This window comes from Falsiroseomonas oleicola (assembly GCF_019029495.1).
Lineage (GTDB): Bacteria > Pseudomonadota > Alphaproteobacteria > Acetobacterales > Acetobacteraceae > Falsiroseomonas > Falsiroseomonas oleicola.
This window is the reverse complement of sequence record NZ_JAERQM010000004.1, coordinates 167,019-186,196: the sequence shown is the minus strand read 5'-3', so window position 1 is coordinate 186,196 and position 19,178 is coordinate 167,019. Positions and strand designations below refer to the sequence as shown.

Genomic DNA, 19,178 nt, shown 5'->3' with positions numbered 1-19,178 from the left:
CTTCTTCGCGGCCGGCTTCTTGGCAGCGGCGGCCTTCTTCGGCGCGGCGGCCTTCTTCGCGGCCGGCTTCTTGGCAGCGGCGGCCTTCTTCGGCGCGGCAGCCTTCTTGGCAGGCGCGGCGGCCTTCTTCGCGGCCGGCTTCTTGGCAGCGGGCTTCTTCGCCGTCTTGCGGGCCGTGGCCATCGCCATCGGCTGGGCGCGGGTGGCGGCCTCGTCCACTGGCTGGTTGTCGGTGTTGTCGGTCATGTTGGTCAGGATCTCCGATACGCGTTCCGGTGAATGGTCTACCAGTGGTGCCGGCGGCACTGCGCGGCTCACGCCGCGCCGCACCACCTCAAAGTCAGGTTGGAAGCTTCGGTTCCGCGGTCGGCACGAATCCCGTTTCGTGCCGCACCACTTGCTGCCGCTGTCCATGTGCCGCCAGTGCCGTCGGATGTCGCGCGCTGCACGGCATATCGCCGCGTCGCGCCATGCGCGGCGTGCTGCCGCGCTGCGTCATCCCCGGCCACTCTCCCGCCACCCTTCTCCATCATGACGACGCGCGGCGGCGTCATCACGCGGTGCGATGGCGGTGCGGAGCCTGGTGTCTAGCGCACCACTTCTGCCCCACGAGCCTGCGGTCCATGGACCGATCCTTCCTGCTGCGTGCCCCGCTGGCGTGCTGCGCAGCGCCCTGCTGCCAGCCGCGAGAAGACGGCGTGGCGGATGGAGGCTGCGCGAATCGCGTCAAGCGATGACGTGCACCGCCACGCTATCCTTGTGCGCAACCTGACTGTCAAACGGAATCGCACGAAAGTCGTGCAGCCTTGTGCAAGACCTGTGCAGGAGGATCGCGAAACCCTCGACCGCATCGCGGGGATTGGCGTCGCGCCGGTTGTCCCGGCGCGACGCGTGGCGCCTCAGCCGCGCGCGGAAAGCGGCGGCACCGGACGCTGCTCGAAGCCGGTGTAGTGCGACAGCGGGCGGATCAGGCGGTTGTCGGCGCCCTGTTCGAAGACATGCGCCGCCCAGCCGGTGATGCGGGAGCAGACGAAGATCGGCGTGAACAGCGGGATGTCGAAACCCATCAGGTAGTAGGCGGGGCCTGCCGGGAAATCGAGGTTGGGATGGATGTTCTTCACCTTCAGCATCTTCGCCGCCAGCACGCGGCTGGTCTCCATCCAGCGGCGGTCGCCCACCACCTCTGCCATCTTCTCGGCGTATTTGGTCATGGTGGGCACGCGGCTGTCGCCGCTTTTGTAGACGCGATGGCCGAAGCCCATCACCAGCGCCTTGTGGTCGAACTTGCCTTCCAGCCAATCCTCCGCCGCTTCCGGGGAACCCACTTCCTTCAGCATGTGCATCACGGCTTCGTTGGCACCGCCATGCAGCGGCCCCTTCAATGCGGCGATGCCGGCGGTGATGGCGCCGTGGATATCCGCGCCGGTGGAGGTGACGGTGCGGGCGGTGAAGGTGGAGGCGTTGAAGGTGTGCTCCGCGTAAAGAATCATCGAGACGTCGAAGCTCTTGATGACCTCCTTCGCCGGCACCTTGCCGAAGACGACGTGGAAGAAGTTCTCGCAATAGGGCAGCGCGGCGTCAGGCTCGATCGGCTCCAGCCCCTTGGCCAGGCGATGGGCGGCGGCGACCGCCGTCGGCGCCTTGGCCAGCAGCCGCATCGCCTTGCGCCGCTGCGCGGCGTCGGAGACGTCGCCGGCCTCCGGATCCTCCATGCCCATGAAGGACACGGCGGTGCGGATGGCGTCCATCGGATGGGCGTCCTTCGGGAAGTCCCGCAGCACGCGCAGCAGGGCCGGGGACAGCGCGCGGTTGGCGCGTTCCTCGGCCTGAAAGGTCTTGAGCTGCGCGGCGGTCGGCAGCTCGCCATGCCAGAGCAGATAGGCCACCTGCTCGAAATCGGTTTCCTCGCAGAGGTCCTGCACGGCATAGCCGCGATAGGTCAGGCTGTTGGTCTCCGGCATCACCTTGGAGACGGCGGAGACATCGGCATAGACGCCGACGAGGCCCTTATAGAGGGTGGGTGTGCTGTCGCTCATGCTTTCGCTCCCGGTACTGGGGTCGCGGGCGGCTGGTGCCGCCCGCAGGGCAGGATCAGAAGATGCCCGGCTTGGCTTCCGCCAGCGTGCCCGCCGGCAGCACCACGTTCAGCCCGGCCAGTTGATCCGCCGTCAGGCGCGGCAGGTCCTGCACCAGTTCGAGGAAGCGGTTCTGCTCCCGCGTGGTGATGATGCCCTCGGTCAGGATCCGGAACTTGTTGATGTACTGCGCGCGGCCAAAGGGCTTCGCGCCGTTCGGATGGGCATTCGCCACGCCCAGCTCGTCGACCAGCTTCGTGCCGTCCTTCATCAGGATTTCGACGCGGCCGCCGAAGGACAGTTCCTCCGGATCACGGGAGTGGTACTTCCGGGTCCATTCCGGATCTTCCGTGGTCTCGATCTTGTGCCACAGGCGGACGGTGTCGGCGCGGCCAGCGCGCTTCGGCGCATAGCTGTCCACATGGTGCCAGCTGCCGTCCTGAAGGGCGACGGCGAAGATGTACATGATGGAATGGTCCAGCGTTTCGCGGCTGGCCTTCGGGTCCATCTTCTGCGGGTCGTTGGCCCCGGTGCCGATCACGTAGTGGGTATGATGCGAGGTATGGATGATGATCTTCTCGATCGCCTCCATGTCCTCGATCTGGTCCCGCATGCGGAAGGCCAGGTCGATCAGCGCCTGGGACTGGTACTCGGCCGAATGCTCCTTGGTGTAGCTGTCGAGGATGGCGCGCTTGCCCTCCCCGGTCTCGGGCAGCGGCACCTCGTAATAGGTGGGGTCGAAGACCGTCTTGCGGCCCTTGCTGTCGGCCTGCGTGCGGCCGGACAGGACCCAGGCGATCACCGAATCCTCGCCTTCATAGATCGGGCTCGGCGCGCCCTCCCCGCGCATGCAGCGGTCCACGGCTTCCACCGCCAGCTTGCCGGCATGCGCCGGGGCATAGGCCTTCCAGGACGAAATCTCGCCCTTGCGCGACTGGCGGAAGCTGACCGAGGTGTGCAGCGCCTGCTGGATGGACTGGAAGACCACCTCCTGCTTCAGGCCGAGCAGCGTGCCGATGCCGGCCGCCGCCGCGGGGCAGAGATGCGCGATATGGTCGACGCGATGCTCATGCAGGCAGATCGCGCGCACCAGGTTGATATGCAGCTCATAGGCCGTGGCCAGGCCACGAACCAGGTCCTTGCCGGACCGGCCCATCGCCTGGGCCACCGCCAGCACGGGCGGAATGTTGTCGCCGGGGTGGGAATAGTCGGCGGCCAGGAAGGTGTCGTGCATGTCGAGCTCACGCACCGCCGTGCCATTCGCCCAGGCCGCCCATTCGGGGGAGACGGTGGCGCCGGACTTCACGCCGAACACGGTGGCGCCGCCGGCCTTCTTGGCATGGCCCAGCGCCATGCCGCGGGCGGAGACGACGGGGCGGCGGTTGATGGCGGCGATCGCCACGCTGGCATTGTCGATGACCCGGTTGATGATCATCGCGGTGGTGTCCTTCGGCACCGCCACCTTGTCCGTCGCGACACCGGCCATCTTCCAGGCGAGCTGATCCTCGCGCTTGAGCAAGGCCTTGGAGGGGTGGACCTTCACCGGATGCATCTTCATGCGTTCTGTCCTTAGGATGTGCCGTGCGGAATTGGCGGGCGGTTCTTGTGGACCGCATGCCCGTCATCGTCCATTCCGATTGCCGTGACAACGCGATAGGCTTTCCGTATCGCGTGAGGGCCGGGACACATGGATTTCCGATTGGTCCGCCGCCTCGGCCATTTCCTCGCCGTCGCGGAGGAAGGGCATTTCGGTCGCGCCGCCGCGCGGCTCGGCATTTCCCAGCCGCCGCTGACGGCGCAGATCCAGGCGCTGGAACGCGAACTCGGCGTGCAGCTTCTGCACCGCACCGGCAAGGGCGCCCGCCCGACCCGGGCCGGGGAGGCGCTGCTGCCGCTGGCGCGGCGGCTGGCGGAGGGTGCGGGGCAGCTCGAACTGCTCGCCCGCGAATTGCGCGCGGGGCGGCACGCGCCGGTGGCGCTGGCCTGCGTCACCTCCGCCCTGTTCGACTACCTGCCGCCGCTGGTGCGCGGGTTGCAGGCCGCCCGCCCCTCCTCCGCCATCGCGGTGCGGGAGATGGACACGGCCGATGCGGTGGAGGCGCTGCGGCGGGGCGAGGTGGACCTGGCACTATTGCGCCTGGACCAGGACCGCCACCCGATCCGCCTGCACAGCCTGGGGCCGGATGTGCTGGCCGCCGCCCTGCCCGCCGCGCATCCGCTGGCCGCCGGCGCGGGACCGCTCGACCTCTCGGCGCTGGCGGATGAGCCGATGCTGGTTCTGCCGCGCGCCATCAGCCCGGCCTATTCGGACGCCATGGTCGCCGCCTGCCGTGCCGCCGGATTCGCGCCGCGGGCGGAGCGGGAGGTGGGCTCCGCCATGGCCCAGCTCGGCTTCGTGGCGGCGGGACTCGGCGTGGCGCTGGTCTCGGCCGGCATGGCCCGGCTGCGCCCGCCGGGCGTCGCCTTCCGTGACCTCGCCGGGCCGATCCAGGCGGTCGGCGTGGCGCTGGCCTGGCATGCGGAGCGGGAAAGCGAGGTGACCAGGCTCGCATTGGCCCTGGCCGGGGGCCTCTTTCCACTCGGCGACGCGCAACAGGTGGCGAGCCCGGAAGACAAAGCCGGGCAGATGCGCTAACCCGCCCGGCATGGATCTTTCCCCCGACCAGGTCAGGGCAGCCCGCGCGGCGGGTTGCGCCTTTCTCCCCGCCACCGAGGATCAGGTGGCTCGTCTCACCATGCAGCGGCGCATCTTCCGCATCGACGGCGTGCCGCATCTGGCCCAGCGCGCCGATAGCGGCTTCTACGAGACGCATGGCACGCTGACCCCGATGCTCGGCACTGCCCCGGGCGAGGTCACGGCGCCGGTTGCCGAGACCCTGCAGGAGGCCGAGGCCGCCGATGCCTCGGCCACCCTGGCGCTGGCGGCGGAAAGCCGCGGCGGGCGCGGCGCGCAGGTCATCCGCCGGGGCCGTCCGCGCGGGCCGCGCGGGGCCTGAATTCCCGGGCCGTGCCTTTGGGGCCGCCAGCAATGGCGGCCCTCATACTTTGTGCGCGGCGATATTGCGAATGACTCTCAATTGCTGTAGTTGGTGGTTCACACAGTTCCGGTGGGCCATCGCATGTCCGAACAAGTCACTGTGACCCGGGACGCGTCGCTGACGCTGCCCAAGGTCCCGAGTTCCGATCTCCTGCAAGGTGCGCGGGAGCTGCTGATCCTGCATCACGGCGAGACCTATCGCCTTCGGCTGACCAGCAACGACAAGCTGATCCTCACCAAGTAACCGCCCCCACTGCCGAGCCAGCCATCGCGAGCCCCCTCCACCGGGGGCGCGTGCGCCAGCCAGCCAGGCCCCGAATCACCTCCTCGGAGTGCCCCATGGCTGACCGCCGCCAGGCTAGTGCCCAGCTCACCGCCGCCATCCTTGCCCTCGCCGCCGCCCCGGCCATGGCCCAGACGGGCGGAACCACCACCGCCGTCACCCCCCTCGATGCCGTGACCACCACGGCCACCCGCACCCGCGCCGTCTCCGGCGATGTCGCCGCGCCGGTGACGGTGATCGGGCGGGAGGAGATCGAGCGTCGTGACGCGCGCAGCGTCATGGACCTGATCCGCGACATCCCCGGGGTCGAGACCTCCGGCGTGCCGCGCACCACCGCCATGCAGCCCATCATCCGCGGCCTGGGCGATGAGCGCATCGTGCTGCGCACCGATGGCGCGCGGAACAACTTCAATGCCGGCCATCGCGGCCGCACCTTCGTGGACCCGGACCTGCTGCGGCAGGTGGAGGTGCTGCGCGGCCCGGCCTCCACCCTCTATGGCTCCGGCGCGCTCGGCGGCGCCATCTCGCTCCGCACCATCGAGGTGGATGACATCCTCCAGCCAGGTGCGGCCTTCGGCGGCACGCTGGGCGCCGGCTGGCAGAGCCAGGGCAGCGGCCCGCGCGGCAGCCTGGCGCTCGGCGCCCGCGCCGGTGATTTCTCGATCCTTGGCGCCGTGGCCGGCTTCACCAACAACAACTTCACCGATGGCGCGGGGAACACCATTCCCTATACCGGGGACAATGCGACGTCGCTGCTCGGCAAACTCGGCTGGACCCCCGGCCATCACAGCTTCCAGATCTCGGCGCTGCGCTTCCGCGACGACCACCAGATCCCGATCTCGGCCAATACGGCGACGACCACGGGCATCACCGACCGCGACACCGTCTCGGAAAACCTGTCCTTCCGCTGGTCCTACGAGGATCCGGCCAATCCGCTGTTCAACCCGCAGGTCATCGTCTACCGCACCCATGTCGACCTGACCGAGCAGCGCCTGACCGGCGCCAGGGTGCGGGACCGGACGGAGCTGACGACGGTCGGTGTCGATGCGCAGAACACCTCCCGCTTCTCGCTCGGCCCGACCCGCCATGCCCTGACCTTCGGCACGGAGATCTATACGGATGAGCAGGAAGGCCGCGCCAATGGCGTGTCCCGCCCGCAATTCCCCTCCGCCCAGCAGTCCATCACCGCCTTCTTCATCCAGGATGAGATCGGCTTCGGCAATTTCACCCTGACGCCGGGCGTGCGCCTGGACCGCTTCGAGCAGGAAAGCCCGAACGGGCTGAACGACCGCGATTCGGAACGCGCCTCCCCGCGCGTTTCCCTCGCCTGGCAGGTCACCCCCTGGCTGCAGCCCTATGTCAGCTATGCGGAGGGTTTTCGCGCGCCATCGCTGACGGAACTGTACGTCGGCGGGCAGCACTTCCCGGGCAACAACTTCGTCGCCAATCCGAACCTGCGTCCCGAAGTCTCGCGCAACAAGGAAGTGGGTGTGAACCTGCGCTTCTCGGATGTCTTCGCCGGCGGCGACCGCCTGCGCATCCGCGTCGCCGCCTTCCGCAACGACGTCGACGACTTCATCGAGCAGACCGTGCTGCGCAGCACCACCGTCTCCGCCAATGTCGCGGAGGCGCGGATCGAGGGTGTGGAGGGCGAGGTGCAGTATGATGCGGGCATCTGGTATGCCGGCATCGGCGCCGCGGCGCTGAAGGGCGACAACCGCGTCACCGACCAGCCGCTGGCCTCCATCCCGGCACATCGCGTCACCCTCTCCGGCGGCTACCGCTTCCTGGAACATGGCGTGACGGTCGGCGGGCGCATCACCGCGACGGCGGAACAGGACCGCGCGCCGAATGTGGCAGGCGTGGCGCAGCAGACCTCGGGCTACGGGCTGGTGGACCTGTTCACCTCCTGGACGCCGAACTTCGCGCCGAATGTCCGCCTCTCCCTGGCCGTCGACAACCTGTTCGACCAGCCCTACCGCCGGTCCAACTGGAACAGCGATCCCGTGCCCGCCTTCTACGAAGTCGGCCGCAACATCCGTGGCGCGCTGCGCGTCAGCTTCTGACCGGAAGGAATCCTAGAGATGCCGAGCCTTCTTGAACGCCACGCCGAATTGCTGCGGTCAGGCCCGGTGCGCGCGCGGGATGCCGCGCAGCGCCTCGGCACGACGGAAGCGGCGCTGGTCGCCTGCGGTGCCACCGGCACCGCGACCCCGCTGAAGAACGACTGGGGCGCGCTGTTCGCCGCCTTGCCGCGCCTCGGCCGGATCATGGCGCTGACCCGCAACGAACATGCGGTGCATGAGCGGCATGGCGCCTTCGTCGATGTCTCCGCCGGCCCCGGCCATATCCTGGTGCTGGGTCCCGACATCGACCTGCGCCTGTTCCCCGGCCAATGGGCGCATGCCTATGCGCTGGGCGGGGAACGTCCCTCCATCCAGATCTTCGACAAGGATGGCGCGGCCGCGCACAAGATCTTCGCGACCAAGGAGACCGACCGGGCGGCCTGGGACACGCTGGTGACGGAGTTCACCGCCCCCCTCGCCGCCTTGCCGCCGATGACGCCGCCCGAGCCCGCCGCCCCGGTGGCGGAGGTGGAGGTCGACCAGCCACAGCTCCGCGCCGACTGGCAGGCGCTGAAGGACACGCACGACTTCTTCCCGATGCTGCGCAAGCACAAGGCGAACCGTCGCCAGGCCTTCCGCCTGGTCGGCGACGACCATGCGCTGCGCCTGCCGCCCTCCGTGGCCACCGCCACCCTCCAGGCGGCGGCGACGGGCGAGGTGCCGATCATGATCTTCGTCGGCAATCGCAGCGCCATCCAGATCCATACCGGCCCGGTGACCAAGCTGCTGGCGATCCCCGGCTGGTTCAACGTGCTGGACCCGGACTTCAACCTGCATCTGCGGGAGGCCGGCGTGGCCGAGGTCTGGCGCGTGGTGAAGCCCACCGTCGATGGCGACGTCACCTCCATCGAACTGCTCGACGAGGCCGGCGAGGTGATCGCCATGATCTTCGGCGCACGCAAGCCGGGCCAGCCGGAGCGGGAGGACTGGCGTGCCCTGGTGGCCCAGGTCGCGACCACCCCCTGGCCTTCCGAGCGCGCCGCCTGATGCGCCGCCGCGCCCTGCTCGGTCTGGCGGCCGGCCTGCCAGCCGCCCGCTTCGCCCATGCCGCCGAAAGGCGGCTGGTCACGGTCGGTGGCGCGGTGACGGAGACGGTCTTCGCGCTCGGCGCGGGCGACCAGGTGGTGGCGGTGGACAGCACCAGCACCTTCCCCGCCCCGACGCGTCGCCTGCCGCAGGTCGGCTACCTCCGCGCTTTGGCGCCGGAGGGGCTGATCTCGCTGAACCCCGACCTGCTGCTGCTGTCGGATGAGGCCGGGCCGCCCCAGGCCCTGGCCGTGCTGCGCGCCGCGGGAGCACCCATGGCGGTGATCCCCGACGGCGCGGGGTTGGACGCCGTGACCCGCAAGATCATCCGCATCGGGCAGGCCATCGGCCGCGACGGGACCGCTTTGGCGGGGACGGTCGCCGCCGACTGGCAGGCGCTGGATGCGCCGCTGGCCGCGCTGCGGCCGCTGCGGGCGATCTTCGTGCTGTCGGCCGCGCGCGGGGCGCCGCTGGTCTCCGGCCGTTCCACCCATGCGGATGCCATGCTCCAGGCCTGCGGCGCCGAGAACTGCGTGCGCGACTTCCAGGGCTACCGCCCGCTTTCCGCCGAATCCGCGGCGCAGCTGGCGCCGGAGGCCATCATCATGATGGACCATGCTTTGGCTGAGGCCGGCGGCATCGACGGCGTGTTGCGCGCCACCGCGCTGGCCGTGACGCCCGCCGCCAGCGCCCGTCGCGTGGTCGCAGTGGAGGGGTCCTATCTTCTCGGCTTCGGTCCGCGCGCCGCCCATGCGCGACGCGCCCTCGCCGCGCTGCTGCATCCCACCGCCAACCTGCCCGCCCTGCCGGGGCGCGACTGGGTGTGATGCATATCGCCCGCATCGCGCCGCCGCAGCGGCGGTTGGCGGATCGCCCGACCCTGATCCTGCTGGGCGGCGCGGTCCTTCTTATGGCGGCCATGGCGGCCGGCGTGCTGTTCGGCCCGGCCCGCATCTCCCCCGGCGGGCTGGGCGCGGTGCTGGCGGATTTTCTGGGCCTCGCGCCGCTGCCGGATGCGTTTCGCCGCGATGCGGCCGTGCTGGGCGTGATCCGCGCGCCGCGCGTGCTGATGGCGGCGCTGATCGGCGCCGGGCTGGGCGCGGCCGGGGCGGCGATGCAGGGGCTCTTCCGCAATCCGCTGGCCGATCCCGGGTTGATCGGCGTCTCGGCCGGCGCGGCGCTGGCCGCCGTCGCCGCCATCGTCTTCGGCGCGACCGTCTTCGGCGCCGCGGCCGGCGCGCTCGGGCTTTGGATGCTGCCGCTGGCGGCCTTCATCGGCGGGCTGGCGGCGACGCTGCTGATGACGCGACTCGGCACGGTCGGCGGCGTGACCGGCGTGGCCACGCTGCTGCTGGCCGGCGTCGCGGTGAATGCGCTGGCCGGGGCGCTGACCGGCCTGCTGATCTTCACCGCCGATGACCGCCAGGTGCGCGACATCACCTTCTGGACCCTGGGCAGCCTGGCCGGGTCGCGCTGGGAACAGGTGCCGGTGGTGGCCGCCCTGGTCGGGCTGCCGACGCTGGGCCTGATCGCTTTGGCCCGGCCGCTGGATGCCCTGTTGCTGGGCGAGGCGGAGGCCTTCCATCTCGGCCAGAAAGTGGAGGTGGTGAAGCGCATCGCCGTGACGCTGGCCGCCATCGCGGTCGCGGCGGGGGTCGCCTTCACCGGGCTGATCGGCTTCGTCGGGCTGGTGGTGCCGCATCTGCTGCGCCTCGGCTTCGGTTCCGGCCACCGCATCGTGCTGCCGGGCTCGGCGCTGCTGGGCGCCGCGCTGCTGGTGCTGGCGGACCTGGCCGCGCGCAGCCTGGCGGCGCCGGCGGAACTGCCCGTGGGCGTCGTCACCGCCTTGCTGGGCGCACCCTTCTTCCTGTGGCTGCTGCGCAGACGCGCGGGAGGCGTGGCATGATCGCGGCCGAGGGCATCGGCTTCCGGGCCGGCGGCCGCCCCTTGCTCAGCGACGTCTCGCTGGAGCTGCGCCCGGGCGAGGTCCTGGTCCTGGCCGGCCCGAACGGCGCCGGCAAATCCACATTGCTAAAGATCCTGGCGGGGGAGATGGCCTGCTCCGCCGGCACGGCGCGGCTGGAGGGCAAGACGCTCGGCGACTGGCATCCGCGCGACCTGGCGCGACGCCGCGCCGTGCTCGGCCAGCATGTCGGCGTCGCCTTCCCGATGCTGGCCCAGGCCGTGGTCGCGCTGGGCCGCCTGCCCTGGCATGGCAGCCCGGAACGCGCCCGGGACGAGCAGGCGATCGCCGCGGCCCTGGCCGAGGCCAATGTGGCGCATCTCGCTCCCCGCGCCCATGCGACGCTTTCAGGCGGCGAGCGGCAGCGGGTGCATCTGGCGCGCGCCTTGGCGCAGCTCGATGGCGCGGGCATGCCCGCCGCGCTGATGCTGGACGAACCCACCGCCAGCCTGGATGCCGGCCACCGCGCCGCGCTGCTGCGGCTGCTGCGCCGGCTGGCCGGGCGGGGCCTGGCCGTGCTGGTGGTGCTGCATGATCTGCAGGAAGCGGCCTTCGTCGCGGACCGGGTGGCACTGCTGGAAGCCGGCCGGCTGATCGCCTGCGGCCCGCCGGAGGAAGCGCTGCACCCGGCCTTGCTGGAACGGGTCTATGGCCTGCCCTTCCGGAACCTGCCGGGGATCGGCCCGATTCCCCTGCTGGAGGGCGCGTTGACGCAAGGGTAGATTCTTCGCATCTATGCTCGCGCTGAAGTTGTCGGCTCTGGCGCGGGGTTCATGTGGTCGTTTCGAGATGGGGCGGTTTCGGGGCGGGTCTGGTGCTGGCCCTGGCCATGCCCCTGGAGGCGAGCGGCCAGGCGCCGCCGCCCCAGCCCGGGCTGATCGAGCGCACCGCCCCTGCCCCGGCCCCCAGCCTCGGCCCGCCCTTGCTGCCGCCGGAGCCCCAGGCCGCCACCGGCCCCGGCGCGCAGCGCGAAGTGCCGATCGGCCAGGTGCGCGTCGCCGGCAACACCGCCTTGCCCGATGCGACGCTCCGCCCCGCCTGGGCCGGGCTGGAAGCGCGGCAGGTCACCCTGGCGGAGGTGGAGGCGGCGCGGCTCGCCGTGCTGGCCGCCTACCGCGCCGCCGGCTTCGCCTATGTCGCCGTGGGCGCCAGCCTCTCGGCCGGCGAGGATGGCCGGGCCGACCTGCTGCTGACCGTCACCGAGGGCTTTGTCGCGGAGATCGCCCTGGAGGGGGAGATCGGGCCGGCGGCGGCGCAGCTCCGGCGTTTTCTTGACCCTCTGCTGGCGTTGCGGCCCCTGCCCCATGCGGCGCTGGAACGCGCCTTGCTGCTGGCCGGCGACATCCCGGGCGTGACCGCGCGCGGGCTGTTGCGGCCGGTGGAGGGTGATCCCGGCGCGCTGCAATTGCTGGTGCGGCTGGAACGCGCGGCCGTCTCCGGCTTCGCCAGCCTGGACAATCGCGGCAATCCGGCGACCGGCGCCTGGCAGGGGTTGGTGGTCGGCCAACTCAACGCCTTCACGTCCCGCGGCGAGCGCACGGAACTGGCGCTGTTCCAATCCGACGCCTTCGGCCAGAGTTTCGCGCAATTCAGCGGCGAGGTTTTCCTCGGCGGCTCCGGTCTGCGGCTGCGCGGCTTCGCCGGCGTCGGGCGCGCGGCGCCGGGGGGCGCATTGGCGGCCCTGGGCTATGCGGGGGATACCAGGGTGGCGGGCCTCAGCCTGGCCCAGCCGATCATCCGTTCCCGCCCCCGCAACCTTACCCTGACCGCCCAGCTCGACGCCTTCGAGAGTGTCGTGCAGCTCCGCCAGGGGGCCGGTGCGCCGCGGGAGCGGGTCAGCCGCGATGCGGTGCGGGCGCTGCGCCTGGGGGTGGAGGGGGAGGTGCGGGACGCCATCCTGTCCTTCGCCCCGGCGGCGGCTTCCAGCAGCGCCAGCCTGCGCCTGCACCAGGGCATAGAGGCCTTCGGCGCCAGCACCGGCAGCCATGGCACCACCTCCCGCCTCAACAGCGACTTCGGCTTTGTCCGGGTCGTCGCCGAGGCCTCGCGCCTGCAGCCGCTGGTGCAGCCGGCGGAGGGCTGGGTGCTGTCGCTGTTCGGAGCGGCCGCGGTGCAATGGGCGGATGACGCCCTGCCGCCGGCCGAAAAGTTCTATCTCGGCGGCAACCGGCTGGGCCGGGGTTTCTATGCCGGGCAGCTCGCCGGGGACCGCGCCATGGCCGGCAGCCTGGAACTGCAGCTCGCCACCGATATCGCCCTGCCCTGGTCGCCGGACCGGCGCGGGCTGCAATTCTATGTCTTCCGCGACGAAGGCCGGGCGCGGGACAACAGCGCCGGCACCGAAACCCGCCGCCTCGCCTCCTTTGGCGGCGGCTTCCGGCTGCAGCTCTCCGAGGGTGCGCAATGGGAGATGGAGGCGCTGCGGCGCCTGACGCGCACGCCGGAAGGCGCCGGGGTGCGCGAGTTGGATGAGGGGGCGGTGTTCACCCGCGTGCTGCTGCGCTTCTGACCGGGCGCGTTGACGCAGTGCAGCATCGCCCGTAAAGCCCGGCCTTCCCAAACCGCGAAGCCTCAACCGGCGCAGCCTTATCGAGCGCCGGAGGCGCCGCGTGACCATGTCCATGACCTTCGCCGACCTTGCCCTGGCGCCGTCGCTGCTGCGCGCCCTGGCCGAGGAAGGCTACGCCACCCCCACCCCGATCCAGGCCCAGTCCATCCCGCTGCTGCTGCAAGGCCGCGACCTGCTGGGCATGGCACAGACCGGCACGGGCAAGACCGCCGCCTTCGCCCTGCCGCTGCTGCACCGCCTGGCCGCCGCGCCCCGCCCGGCGCCTGCCGGTGGTGCCCGCGTGCTGGTGCTGGCACCGACGCGCGAGCTGGTCTCACAGATCGCCGACGGTTTTGCCAGCTTCGGGCGGCATCTGCCGTTCAGCGTGACGACGGTCTTCGGCGGCGTCAGCCAGGTCCACCAGGTGAATGCGCTGAAGGCCGGGGTCGATATCATCGTCGCCGCGCCGGGGCGGCTGCTGGACCTGATCGAGCAGGGCCTGTGCGACCTGTCGCAGTTGGAGGCGCTGGTGCTGGATGAGGCGGACCAGATGCTCGACATGGGTTTCGCCAGGTCGATCGAGCGCATCGTCGCGACCCTGCCGCAGGACCGGCACACGCTGCTGTTCTCCGCCACCATGCCCAAAACCATCGCCGCCCTGGCCGAGAGCCTGCTGCGCGATCCGCTGAAGGTCGAGATCGCCCCGCCCTCGACCACCGTCGACCGGATCGAACAATCGGTCATGTTCGTCGATGCGGCCGACAAGAAGGCGGCGCTGCTGGACCTGCTGCGGACCCCGGGAATCGGCCAGGCCGTGGTCTTCACCCTGCAGAAGACCATCGCCAACGAGGTCTGCGCCTTCATCACCGAGGCCGGAATCACCGCCGAGGCGCTGCATGGCAACAAGTCCCAGGGCCAGCGGGAACGCGCGCTGGAGGCCTTCCGGGCGGGCGGCGTGCAGGTGCTGGTGGCGACGGACATCGCGGCGCGCGGCATCGACGTCGATACCGTGACGCATGTCTTCAACCATGACCTGCCGAGCCTGCCGGAAAGCTATGTCCACCGCATCGGCCGCACCGGCCGGGCGGGGCGCAGCGGCGTCGCCATCACGCTATGCGATGCCGAGCAGCGGGCCTGGCTGCGGGATGTGGAGCGGGAAATCGGCCGCGCTTTGGCCGTGCAGGACGACCATACCTGGCATTCGGAAGCCGCGCGGACCTCGACCAAGCGCCCCCCCGTGCTGGGCGGCGGGCCGGTCAAGGAGATCAAGCCGCAGGAAAAGCGCGAGCGCAAAGTCTGGACCGAGGAAGAGAAGCTGATGGCACGGGCCGCGGCCAAGGCGGCCTGATACTGGCGGGCCGGTCTCTTGACCGGTCCGAGCGGCCGCCGCCGCTTATGCGGCGAAGCCAAGGAAACCGGAGGTTTCCGCCCGGCGACTGAGGGGCCCTGGAGCGGTCACGCGAAAGGGCCGTTGGTACGAGAGATGTCGGGCCGGACAGGTTTCCTGACGGCCTGAAACTGCCTAAACCCACCCGGACACATCCGGGAGGTTCACATGGCGGGTATTCTCAGCGGTCTCCGGGTGGTGGAAGTCTCCGCCTTCGTCGCTGCGCCGATCGGCGGCATGACGCTGGCGCAGATGGGGGCGGAGGTGATCCGCATCGACCCGATCGGCGGCAATATCGACTATCGCCGCTGGCCGCTGGCCCCCAATGGCACCTCGCTCTACTGGACCGGCCTCAACAAATCGAAGCGCAGCGTGGCGCTGGCGCTGAACACGCCGGAGGGGCGGGAGATTGCCCGCGCGCTGATCTGCGCCCCCGGCGAGGATGCCGGCATCCTGCTGACCAACCTGCCGGCCAGCGGCTGGATGAGCCATGCCGAACTGTCGAAGCACCGCGCGGACCTCATCATGCTGCGCCTGACCGGCAACCATGATGGGTCGGGCGCCGTCGACTACACGGTGAACTGCGCCAGCGGCTTCCCCACCGCGACCGGCACGGGCGGCGATCCGGTGAACCATGTGCTGCCGGCCTGGGACATCGCCACGGGCCTGTATCTGTCGACTGGCCTGCTCGCCGCCGAACGCGCCCGCCGGCGGGATGGCCAGGGGCGGGAGGTGACGCTGGCCCTGTCCGACGTGATGCTCGCGACGGTGGCGAACCTTGGCTATGTCGCCGATGTGCAGGTGAACAACGCCGTGCGGCCGGCCATGGGCAATGATCTGTATGGTGCCTGGGGCCGGGATTTCCCGACGAAGGATGGCCGCCGCATCATGATCTGCGCCATTTCCAACCGGCAGTGGCAGGCGGTGGGCAAGGCGACCGGCCTTTCGGCGAAGATCGCCATGATCGGCCCGATGCTGGATGTCGACCTGAATGACGAGGGCGGCCGCTTCGAGGCGCGCCACGCCATCAATGCCGTCCTCGCCCCCTGGTTCGCGAAGCACACGCTGGCCGAGATCGGCGCCGCCTTCGCCGGCAGCGGCGTGCTCTGGGGTCCCTACCAGGACTTTGCGCAGCTCGTGCATGAGGATGCGCGGTGCTCGACCGCGAATCCGCTGTTCTCGACCATCACCCAGCCGGAGGTGGGGGAGGTGCTGGCCCCGGCCGTGCCGCTGACCTTCGCGGAACGCGCGCCCGCGGCGCCGGCACCGCGCCTCGGCGAACACACCGACCAGGTCCTGGCGGAAGTGCTGGGCCTCCCCACCTCGGCCATCGGCAGGCTGCATGATGCCGGCACCGTCGCCGGCCCGAAGGAGGATTGAGATGGACCAGATCGTGGGCACGATCGCGACCGCGCGGGACCTTCTCGCCAAGGCCTCCGCCGCGCTGACCGCCGCCGAGCGGCTGCATGAGGTGACGCGCGGCGCCATCGCCGCGCTCCTGGCCCCCCCCAATGCTCCCCTGGGCAAGGTCAGCGGGGCGCTGCTGGAACGCCACCAGCTTGCCGGCCACGGCCTTGCCTGGCAGGCCACCTATGTCGCCGCGCTGCGGGAGACGTTGCACTGGGCGCAGCGGCTGGAGGCTGCGGGCCGTTTCGACGCGCTGGAACAGGCCATCCTGCGCCTGGGCTTTGCCGAATACCTGGCGCAGCTTTCGGGCGGCATCCCGATGAGCCAGGCGGAGATGATCCGCCCCGCCGATATGGGCGTGCCCGCCGAGGCCATCGCCCGCTTCCAGGCCGAGCCGGCGCTGGCGGCGCTGTCCGAGCTGCCGGCGCTGGATGCGGCCCGCCGCCTGCTGGCGCAAGCCGCGACCGAGAACCACCTCGGCGCCGACCATCTGGAGGATGAGGTGCTGGAGGCGACGCAGGCCACCTTCCTGCGCTTCGCCGCCGCCGAGATCGAGCCCTTCGCGCAGGATTGGCACCGCAATGACGAGCTGATCCCGATGGCCACGGTGCAGAAGCTGGCCGAGATGGGCGTCTTCGGCCTGACGGTGCCGGAGTCCCAGGGCGGCCTCGGCCTCGGCAAGGTGGCGATGTGCCTGGTGTCGGAGGCCCTGTCCGGCGCCTTCCTCGGTGTCGGCTCGCTCGGCACGCGGTCCGAGATCGCGGCGGAGCTGATCCGCCTGGGCGGCACGCCGGAACAGCAGGCGAAGTTCCTGCCGGGTATCGCCAGCGGCGAGATCCTGCCCACCGCCGTATTCACGGAGCCCGATACCGGCTCCGACCTCGGCAGCCTGCGGACCCGCGCGGTGCGCCAGGGCGATGTGTTCAAGATCTATGGCACGAAGACCTGGATCACCCATGGGGCACGGTCGGACCTGATGACACTGCTGGTCCGCACCGATGCGGATGCGCCGGGCTATCAGGGCCTGTCCATGCTGCTGGCCGAGAAGCCGCGCGGCACGGATGACAACCCCTTCCCCGCCCCGGGCATGGCCGGCACCGAGATTCCGGTGCTCGGCTATCGCGGCATGAAGGAATACGAGATCGGCTTCGACGGCTTCGAGGTGCCTGTCGCCAACCTGCTCGGCGGTGTCGAGGGGCGCGGCTTCAAGCAGTTGATGGAAACCTTCGAAAGCGCCCGCATCCAGACCGCCGCCCGCGCCCTGGGCGTGGCGCGCAACGCCATCGAGCTTGGCGCGGATTATGCCACCACCCGCAACCAGTTCGGCAAGACGATCCAGCACTTCCCGCGCGTCTACGGCAAGCTGGCCTGGATGGTGGCGGAGACGATGATGGCCCGCCAGCTCACCTACTTCGCCGCCCGCCAGAAGGATGCCGACCGGCGCTGCGACATCGAGGCCGGCATGGCCAAGCTGCTGGCCGCCCGCGTGGCCTGGAGCAATGCCGATTGCGCGCTTCAGATCCATGGCGGCAATGGCTATGCGCTGGAATACCCGATCAGCCGCGTGCTGTGCGACGCCCGCATCCTTTCGATCTTCGAGGGTGCGGCGGAGATCCAGGCGCAGGTGATCGTGCGCGGGATGCTCGGCCGGGTGAACTGAGGCGGAACCCTTTCGTCGCCGATGCGCTGGATGTGCATCGGACGAAGGGGTTTTCCATGTTGCGCTGGGTGGTTGGTATCGTTGTGGTGATGGTGCTGCTGGCACTGGCAGCGCAGTTGTTGCAACTGGGCCTCTCGCTGGCCCTGCTCGGCGTTGCGGCGGTGGCCGGCGTGATCGCCGTGGTGATGGGCGTCATCACCTGGCAGCGGCGTGGCGAGGCCGATCCCCGGGGCTGAATTCCGGTGATGTGACCGGGCCTCGAAATGCGCTAATCAGCCCCGCCTCGCCGACCACGGGAACAGCGCATGAAGATCGACGGCATCCCCTATCGCAGCGTCTGGGTCGAGCCCGGCGATGGCTGGTCCATCCGCATCTTCGACCAGACCAGGCTGCCCTGGGCGCTGGACATCCTGCGCCTGACCGATGCGGTCCAGGTGGCCCAGGCCATCCGGTCCATGCAGGTGCGTGGCGCGCCGCTGATCGGCGCCGTCGCCGCCTATGGCGTGGCGCTGGCGCTGCGACAGGATGCCTCCACCGAAAATCTCGAACGCGTGGTGACGGAGTTGGGCGCGACCCGGCCCACGGCCATCAACCTGCGCTGGGCGCTGGCCCGCATGCGCGCCGCCCTGCACAACCTGCCGCCGGGGGAGCGCGTCGCCGCCGCCTATGCCGAGGCCGCCGCCATCTGCGACGACGACGCCGAGACCTGCCGCCGCATCGGCGAGAACGGCCTGCCGCTGATCAAGGCTGCGGCCAGGGCGGGCAAGTGCGTGAACATCCTGACGCATTGCAATGCCGGCTGGATCGCCACGGTGGATTGGGGCACGGCGCTGGCGCCGATCTACATGGCCCATGATGCCGGCCTGCCGGTGCATGTCTGGGTGGACGAGACCCGCCCGCGCAACCAGGGCGCGGCGCTGACCGCCTGGGAACTCGGCAGCCATGGCGTGCCGCATACCGTCATCGCCGACAATGCCGGCGGCCATCTGATGCAGCATGGTCAGGTCGACCTGGTGATCGTCGGCACCGACCGCGTGACGCGCAACGGCGATGTCGCCAACAAGATCGGCACCTATCTGAAGGCGCTGGCCGCGCGGGACAATGGCGTGCCCTTCTGGGTGGCGCTGCCGCATTCCACGCTGGACATGTCGGTCGCCGACGGGGTGGCCGAAATCCCGATCGAGGAGCGGGATGGGGCGGAGGTCACCGACCTGACCGGCCGCACCGCCGATGGGCGGATCGAGACGATCCGCGTGGCCGCTGCCGGCAGCCCCGCCGCCAACCCCGCCTTCGACGTCACGCCGGCGCGCCTGGTCACCGGGCTCATCACCGAGCGTGGCCGATGCGACGCCTCCGAGGCTGGGCTGCGGGCGCTCTATCCCGAAAAGGGCTGACGTCGGCTGGAAGGTTCCAGCAGCCAGAGCCCGGTCACCAGCGACGCCCCACCAAAGCCGGCAAGGATCGCCGCCGTCGTCAGCGGCACGCGCCCGGGCAGCGTCGCATCACCCAGCACCAGGACGACGGTGCCGAGGATCGCGACCAGGCCAAGGACAACCAGCAGAAGGGCGAAACGGGGCATGGGGCGGATTCCAGAGGTCCGTACTGACATGCTCTGTTCTACGCGCCGGGCTTGGCCATGCGGCGACGCCAAGGGGGCGGGAATGAG

At 70.5% G+C, this 19,178-nt stretch carries 18 protein-coding genes; 14 read left to right on the top strand and 4 right to left on the bottom strand.

Annotated elements, in window-relative coordinates; translation table 11 throughout:
- The 3 genes from JJQ90_RS14695 to JJQ90_RS14685 form a co-directional block, all read right to left on the bottom strand.
- Positions 1–246 (bottom strand): hypothetical protein (locus JJQ90_RS14695; protein WP_216876652.1); only part of this gene is annotated, 246 nt, incomplete at its 3' end.
- Between the two features lie 653 nt (positions 247–899).
- Complete coding sequence (locus JJQ90_RS14690; RefSeq protein ID WP_216876651.1) at positions 900–2,036, bottom strand: bifunctional 2-methylcitrate synthase/citrate synthase; 1,137 nt, start codon at positions 2,034–2,036, stop codon at positions 900–902.
- A 55-nt stretch (positions 2,037–2,091) separates the two neighbouring features.
- The gene (locus tag JJQ90_RS14685; RefSeq protein ID WP_216876650.1) at positions 2,092–3,633 is read right to left on the bottom strand and encodes an MmgE/PrpD family protein; all 1,542 of its coding nucleotides are present in this window, start codon (positions 3,631–3,633) and stop codon (positions 2,092–2,094) included.
- Between the two features lie 129 nt (positions 3,634–3,762).
- On the opposite strand from JJQ90_RS14685, the gene JJQ90_RS14680 reads away from it, so the two are divergent.
- The 14 genes from JJQ90_RS14680 (at position 3,763) to mtnA (ending at position 18,906) form a co-directional block, all read left to right on the top strand.
- Positions 3,763–4,710 carry a LysR family transcriptional regulator gene (locus JJQ90_RS14680; protein WP_216876648.1) on the top strand — a complete coding sequence of 316 codons (948 nt, stop codon included), beginning with the start codon at positions 3,763–3,765 and terminating at the stop codon, positions 4,708–4,710.
- A gap of 85 nt (positions 4,711–4,795) precedes the next feature.
- On the top strand, positions 4,796–5,071 hold the full coding sequence (locus tag JJQ90_RS14675; RefSeq protein ID WP_216876647.1) for a hypothetical protein: 276 nt from the start codon (positions 4,796–4,798) through the stop codon (positions 5,069–5,071).
- A 123-nt stretch (positions 5,072–5,194) separates the two neighbouring features.
- Positions 5,195–5,356 carry a hemin uptake protein HemP gene (hemP, locus tag JJQ90_RS14670; RefSeq protein ID WP_216876646.1) on the top strand — a complete coding sequence of 54 codons (162 nt, stop codon included), beginning with the start codon at positions 5,195–5,197 and terminating at the stop codon, positions 5,354–5,356.
- A gap of 95 nt (positions 5,357–5,451) precedes the next feature.
- A complete protein-coding gene (locus tag JJQ90_RS14665) occupies positions 5,452–7,461 on the top strand; it encodes a TonB-dependent hemoglobin/transferrin/lactoferrin family receptor (protein WP_216876645.1) in 2,010 nt (669 codons plus the stop codon).
- An 18-nt stretch (positions 7,462–7,479) separates the two neighbouring features.
- Entirely contained in the window at positions 7,480–8,508 is a 1,029-nt protein-coding gene (locus JJQ90_RS14660) for a hemin-degrading factor (protein WP_216876644.1), read from the top strand.
- Positions 8,508–9,374, top strand: coding sequence for a heme/hemin ABC transporter substrate-binding protein (locus tag JJQ90_RS14655; RefSeq protein WP_216876643.1), 867 nt, complete (start codon positions 8,508–8,510; stop codon positions 9,372–9,374). Before JJQ90_RS14660 ends, JJQ90_RS14655 begins: the two co-directional genes overlap by 1 nt.
- A complete protein-coding gene (locus tag JJQ90_RS14650) occupies positions 9,374–10,453 on the top strand; it encodes a FecCD family ABC transporter permease (protein WP_216876642.1) in 1,080 nt (359 codons plus the stop codon). Before JJQ90_RS14655 ends, JJQ90_RS14650 begins: the two co-directional genes overlap by 1 nt.
- Positions 10,450–11,232, top strand: coding sequence for a heme ABC transporter ATP-binding protein (locus JJQ90_RS14645; RefSeq protein WP_216876641.1), 783 nt, complete (start codon positions 10,450–10,452; stop codon positions 11,230–11,232). Before JJQ90_RS14650 ends, JJQ90_RS14645 begins: the two co-directional genes overlap by 4 nt.
- 92 nt (positions 11,233–11,324) lie before the next feature.
- Positions 11,325–13,019 (top strand): ShlB/FhaC/HecB family hemolysin secretion/activation protein, encoded by a 1,695-nt coding sequence (locus JJQ90_RS14640; protein WP_216876639.1) that lies wholly within the window; start codon positions 11,325–11,327, stop codon positions 13,017–13,019.
- A gap of 106 nt (positions 13,020–13,125) precedes the next feature.
- Positions 13,126–14,406, top strand: coding sequence for a DEAD/DEAH box helicase (locus JJQ90_RS14635; RefSeq protein WP_216877300.1), 1,281 nt, complete (start codon positions 13,126–13,128; stop codon positions 14,404–14,406).
- A 207-nt stretch (positions 14,407–14,613) separates the two neighbouring features.
- Positions 14,614–15,825, top strand: coding sequence for a CoA transferase (locus JJQ90_RS14630; RefSeq protein ID WP_216876637.1), 1,212 nt, complete (start codon positions 14,614–14,616; stop codon positions 15,823–15,825).
- Between the two features lies 1 nt (position 15,826).
- Complete coding sequence (locus JJQ90_RS14625; RefSeq protein ID WP_216876635.1) at positions 15,827–17,512, top strand: acyl-CoA dehydrogenase family protein; 1,686 nt, start codon at positions 15,827–15,829, stop codon at positions 17,510–17,512.
- 56 nt (positions 17,513–17,568) lie between these two features.
- A complete protein-coding gene (locus JJQ90_RS14620) occupies positions 17,569–17,748 on the top strand; it encodes a hypothetical protein (protein ID WP_216876633.1) in 180 nt (59 codons plus the stop codon).
- A gap of 69 nt (positions 17,749–17,817) precedes the next feature.
- On the top strand, positions 17,818–18,906 hold the full coding sequence (gene mtnA / locus JJQ90_RS14615; protein ID WP_216876631.1) for an S-methyl-5-thioribose-1-phosphate isomerase: 1,089 nt from the start codon (positions 17,818–17,820) through the stop codon (positions 18,904–18,906).
- On the opposite strand, the gene JJQ90_RS14610 is transcribed toward mtnA, so the two are convergent.
- Complete coding sequence (locus tag JJQ90_RS14610; protein ID WP_216876629.1) at positions 18,888–19,091, bottom strand: hypothetical protein; 204 nt, start codon at positions 19,089–19,091, stop codon at positions 18,888–18,890. The two genes, mtnA and JJQ90_RS14610, sit on opposite strands and share 19 nt — an antisense overlap.
- Positions 19,092–19,178 lie beyond the last annotated feature (87 nt).

Bases quoted from the DNA above. Each gene is read 5' to 3' on its own strand.
- mtnA (WP_216876631.1), top strand. From the start codon at position 17,818: ATGAAGATCGACGGCATCCCCTATCGCAGCGTCTGGGTCGAGCCCGGC.
- JJQ90_RS14645 (WP_216876641.1), top strand. From the start codon at position 10,450: ATGATCGCGGCCGAGGGCATCGGCTTCCGGGCCGGCGGCCGCCCCTTG.
- JJQ90_RS14610 (WP_216876629.1), bottom strand. From the start codon at position 19,091: ATGCCCCGTTTCGCCCTTCTGCTGGTTGTCCTTGGCCTGGTCGCGATC.
- JJQ90_RS14655 (WP_216876643.1), top strand. From the start codon at position 8,508: ATGCGCCGCCGCGCCCTGCTCGGTCTGGCGGCCGGCCTGCCAGCCGCC.
- JJQ90_RS14620 (WP_216876633.1), top strand. From the start codon at position 17,569: ATGTTGCGCTGGGTGGTTGGTATCGTTGTGGTGATGGTGCTGCTGGCA.
- JJQ90_RS14625 (WP_216876635.1), top strand. From the start codon at position 15,827: ATGGACCAGATCGTGGGCACGATCGCGACCGCGCGGGACCTTCTCGCC.
- JJQ90_RS14650 (WP_216876642.1), top strand. From the start codon at position 9,374: ATGCATATCGCCCGCATCGCGCCGCCGCAGCGGCGGTTGGCGGATCGC.
- JJQ90_RS14680 (WP_216876648.1), top strand. From the start codon at position 3,763: ATGGATTTCCGATTGGTCCGCCGCCTCGGCCATTTCCTCGCCGTCGCG.
- JJQ90_RS14660 (WP_216876644.1), top strand. From the start codon at position 7,480: ATGCCGAGCCTTCTTGAACGCCACGCCGAATTGCTGCGGTCAGGCCCG.
- hemP (WP_216876646.1), top strand. From the start codon at position 5,195: ATGTCCGAACAAGTCACTGTGACCCGGGACGCGTCGCTGACGCTGCCC.
- JJQ90_RS14630 (WP_216876637.1), top strand. From the start codon at position 14,614: ATGGCGGGTATTCTCAGCGGTCTCCGGGTGGTGGAAGTCTCCGCCTTC.
- JJQ90_RS14690 (WP_216876651.1), bottom strand. From the start codon at position 2,036: ATGAGCGACAGCACACCCACCCTCTATAAGGGCCTCGTCGGCGTCTAT.
- JJQ90_RS14635 (WP_216877300.1), top strand. From the start codon at position 13,126: ATGTCCATGACCTTCGCCGACCTTGCCCTGGCGCCGTCGCTGCTGCGC.
- JJQ90_RS14665 (WP_216876645.1), top strand. From the start codon at position 5,452: ATGGCTGACCGCCGCCAGGCTAGTGCCCAGCTCACCGCCGCCATCCTT.
- JJQ90_RS14685 (WP_216876650.1), bottom strand. From the start codon at position 3,633: ATGAAGATGCATCCGGTGAAGGTCCACCCCTCCAAGGCCTTGCTCAAG.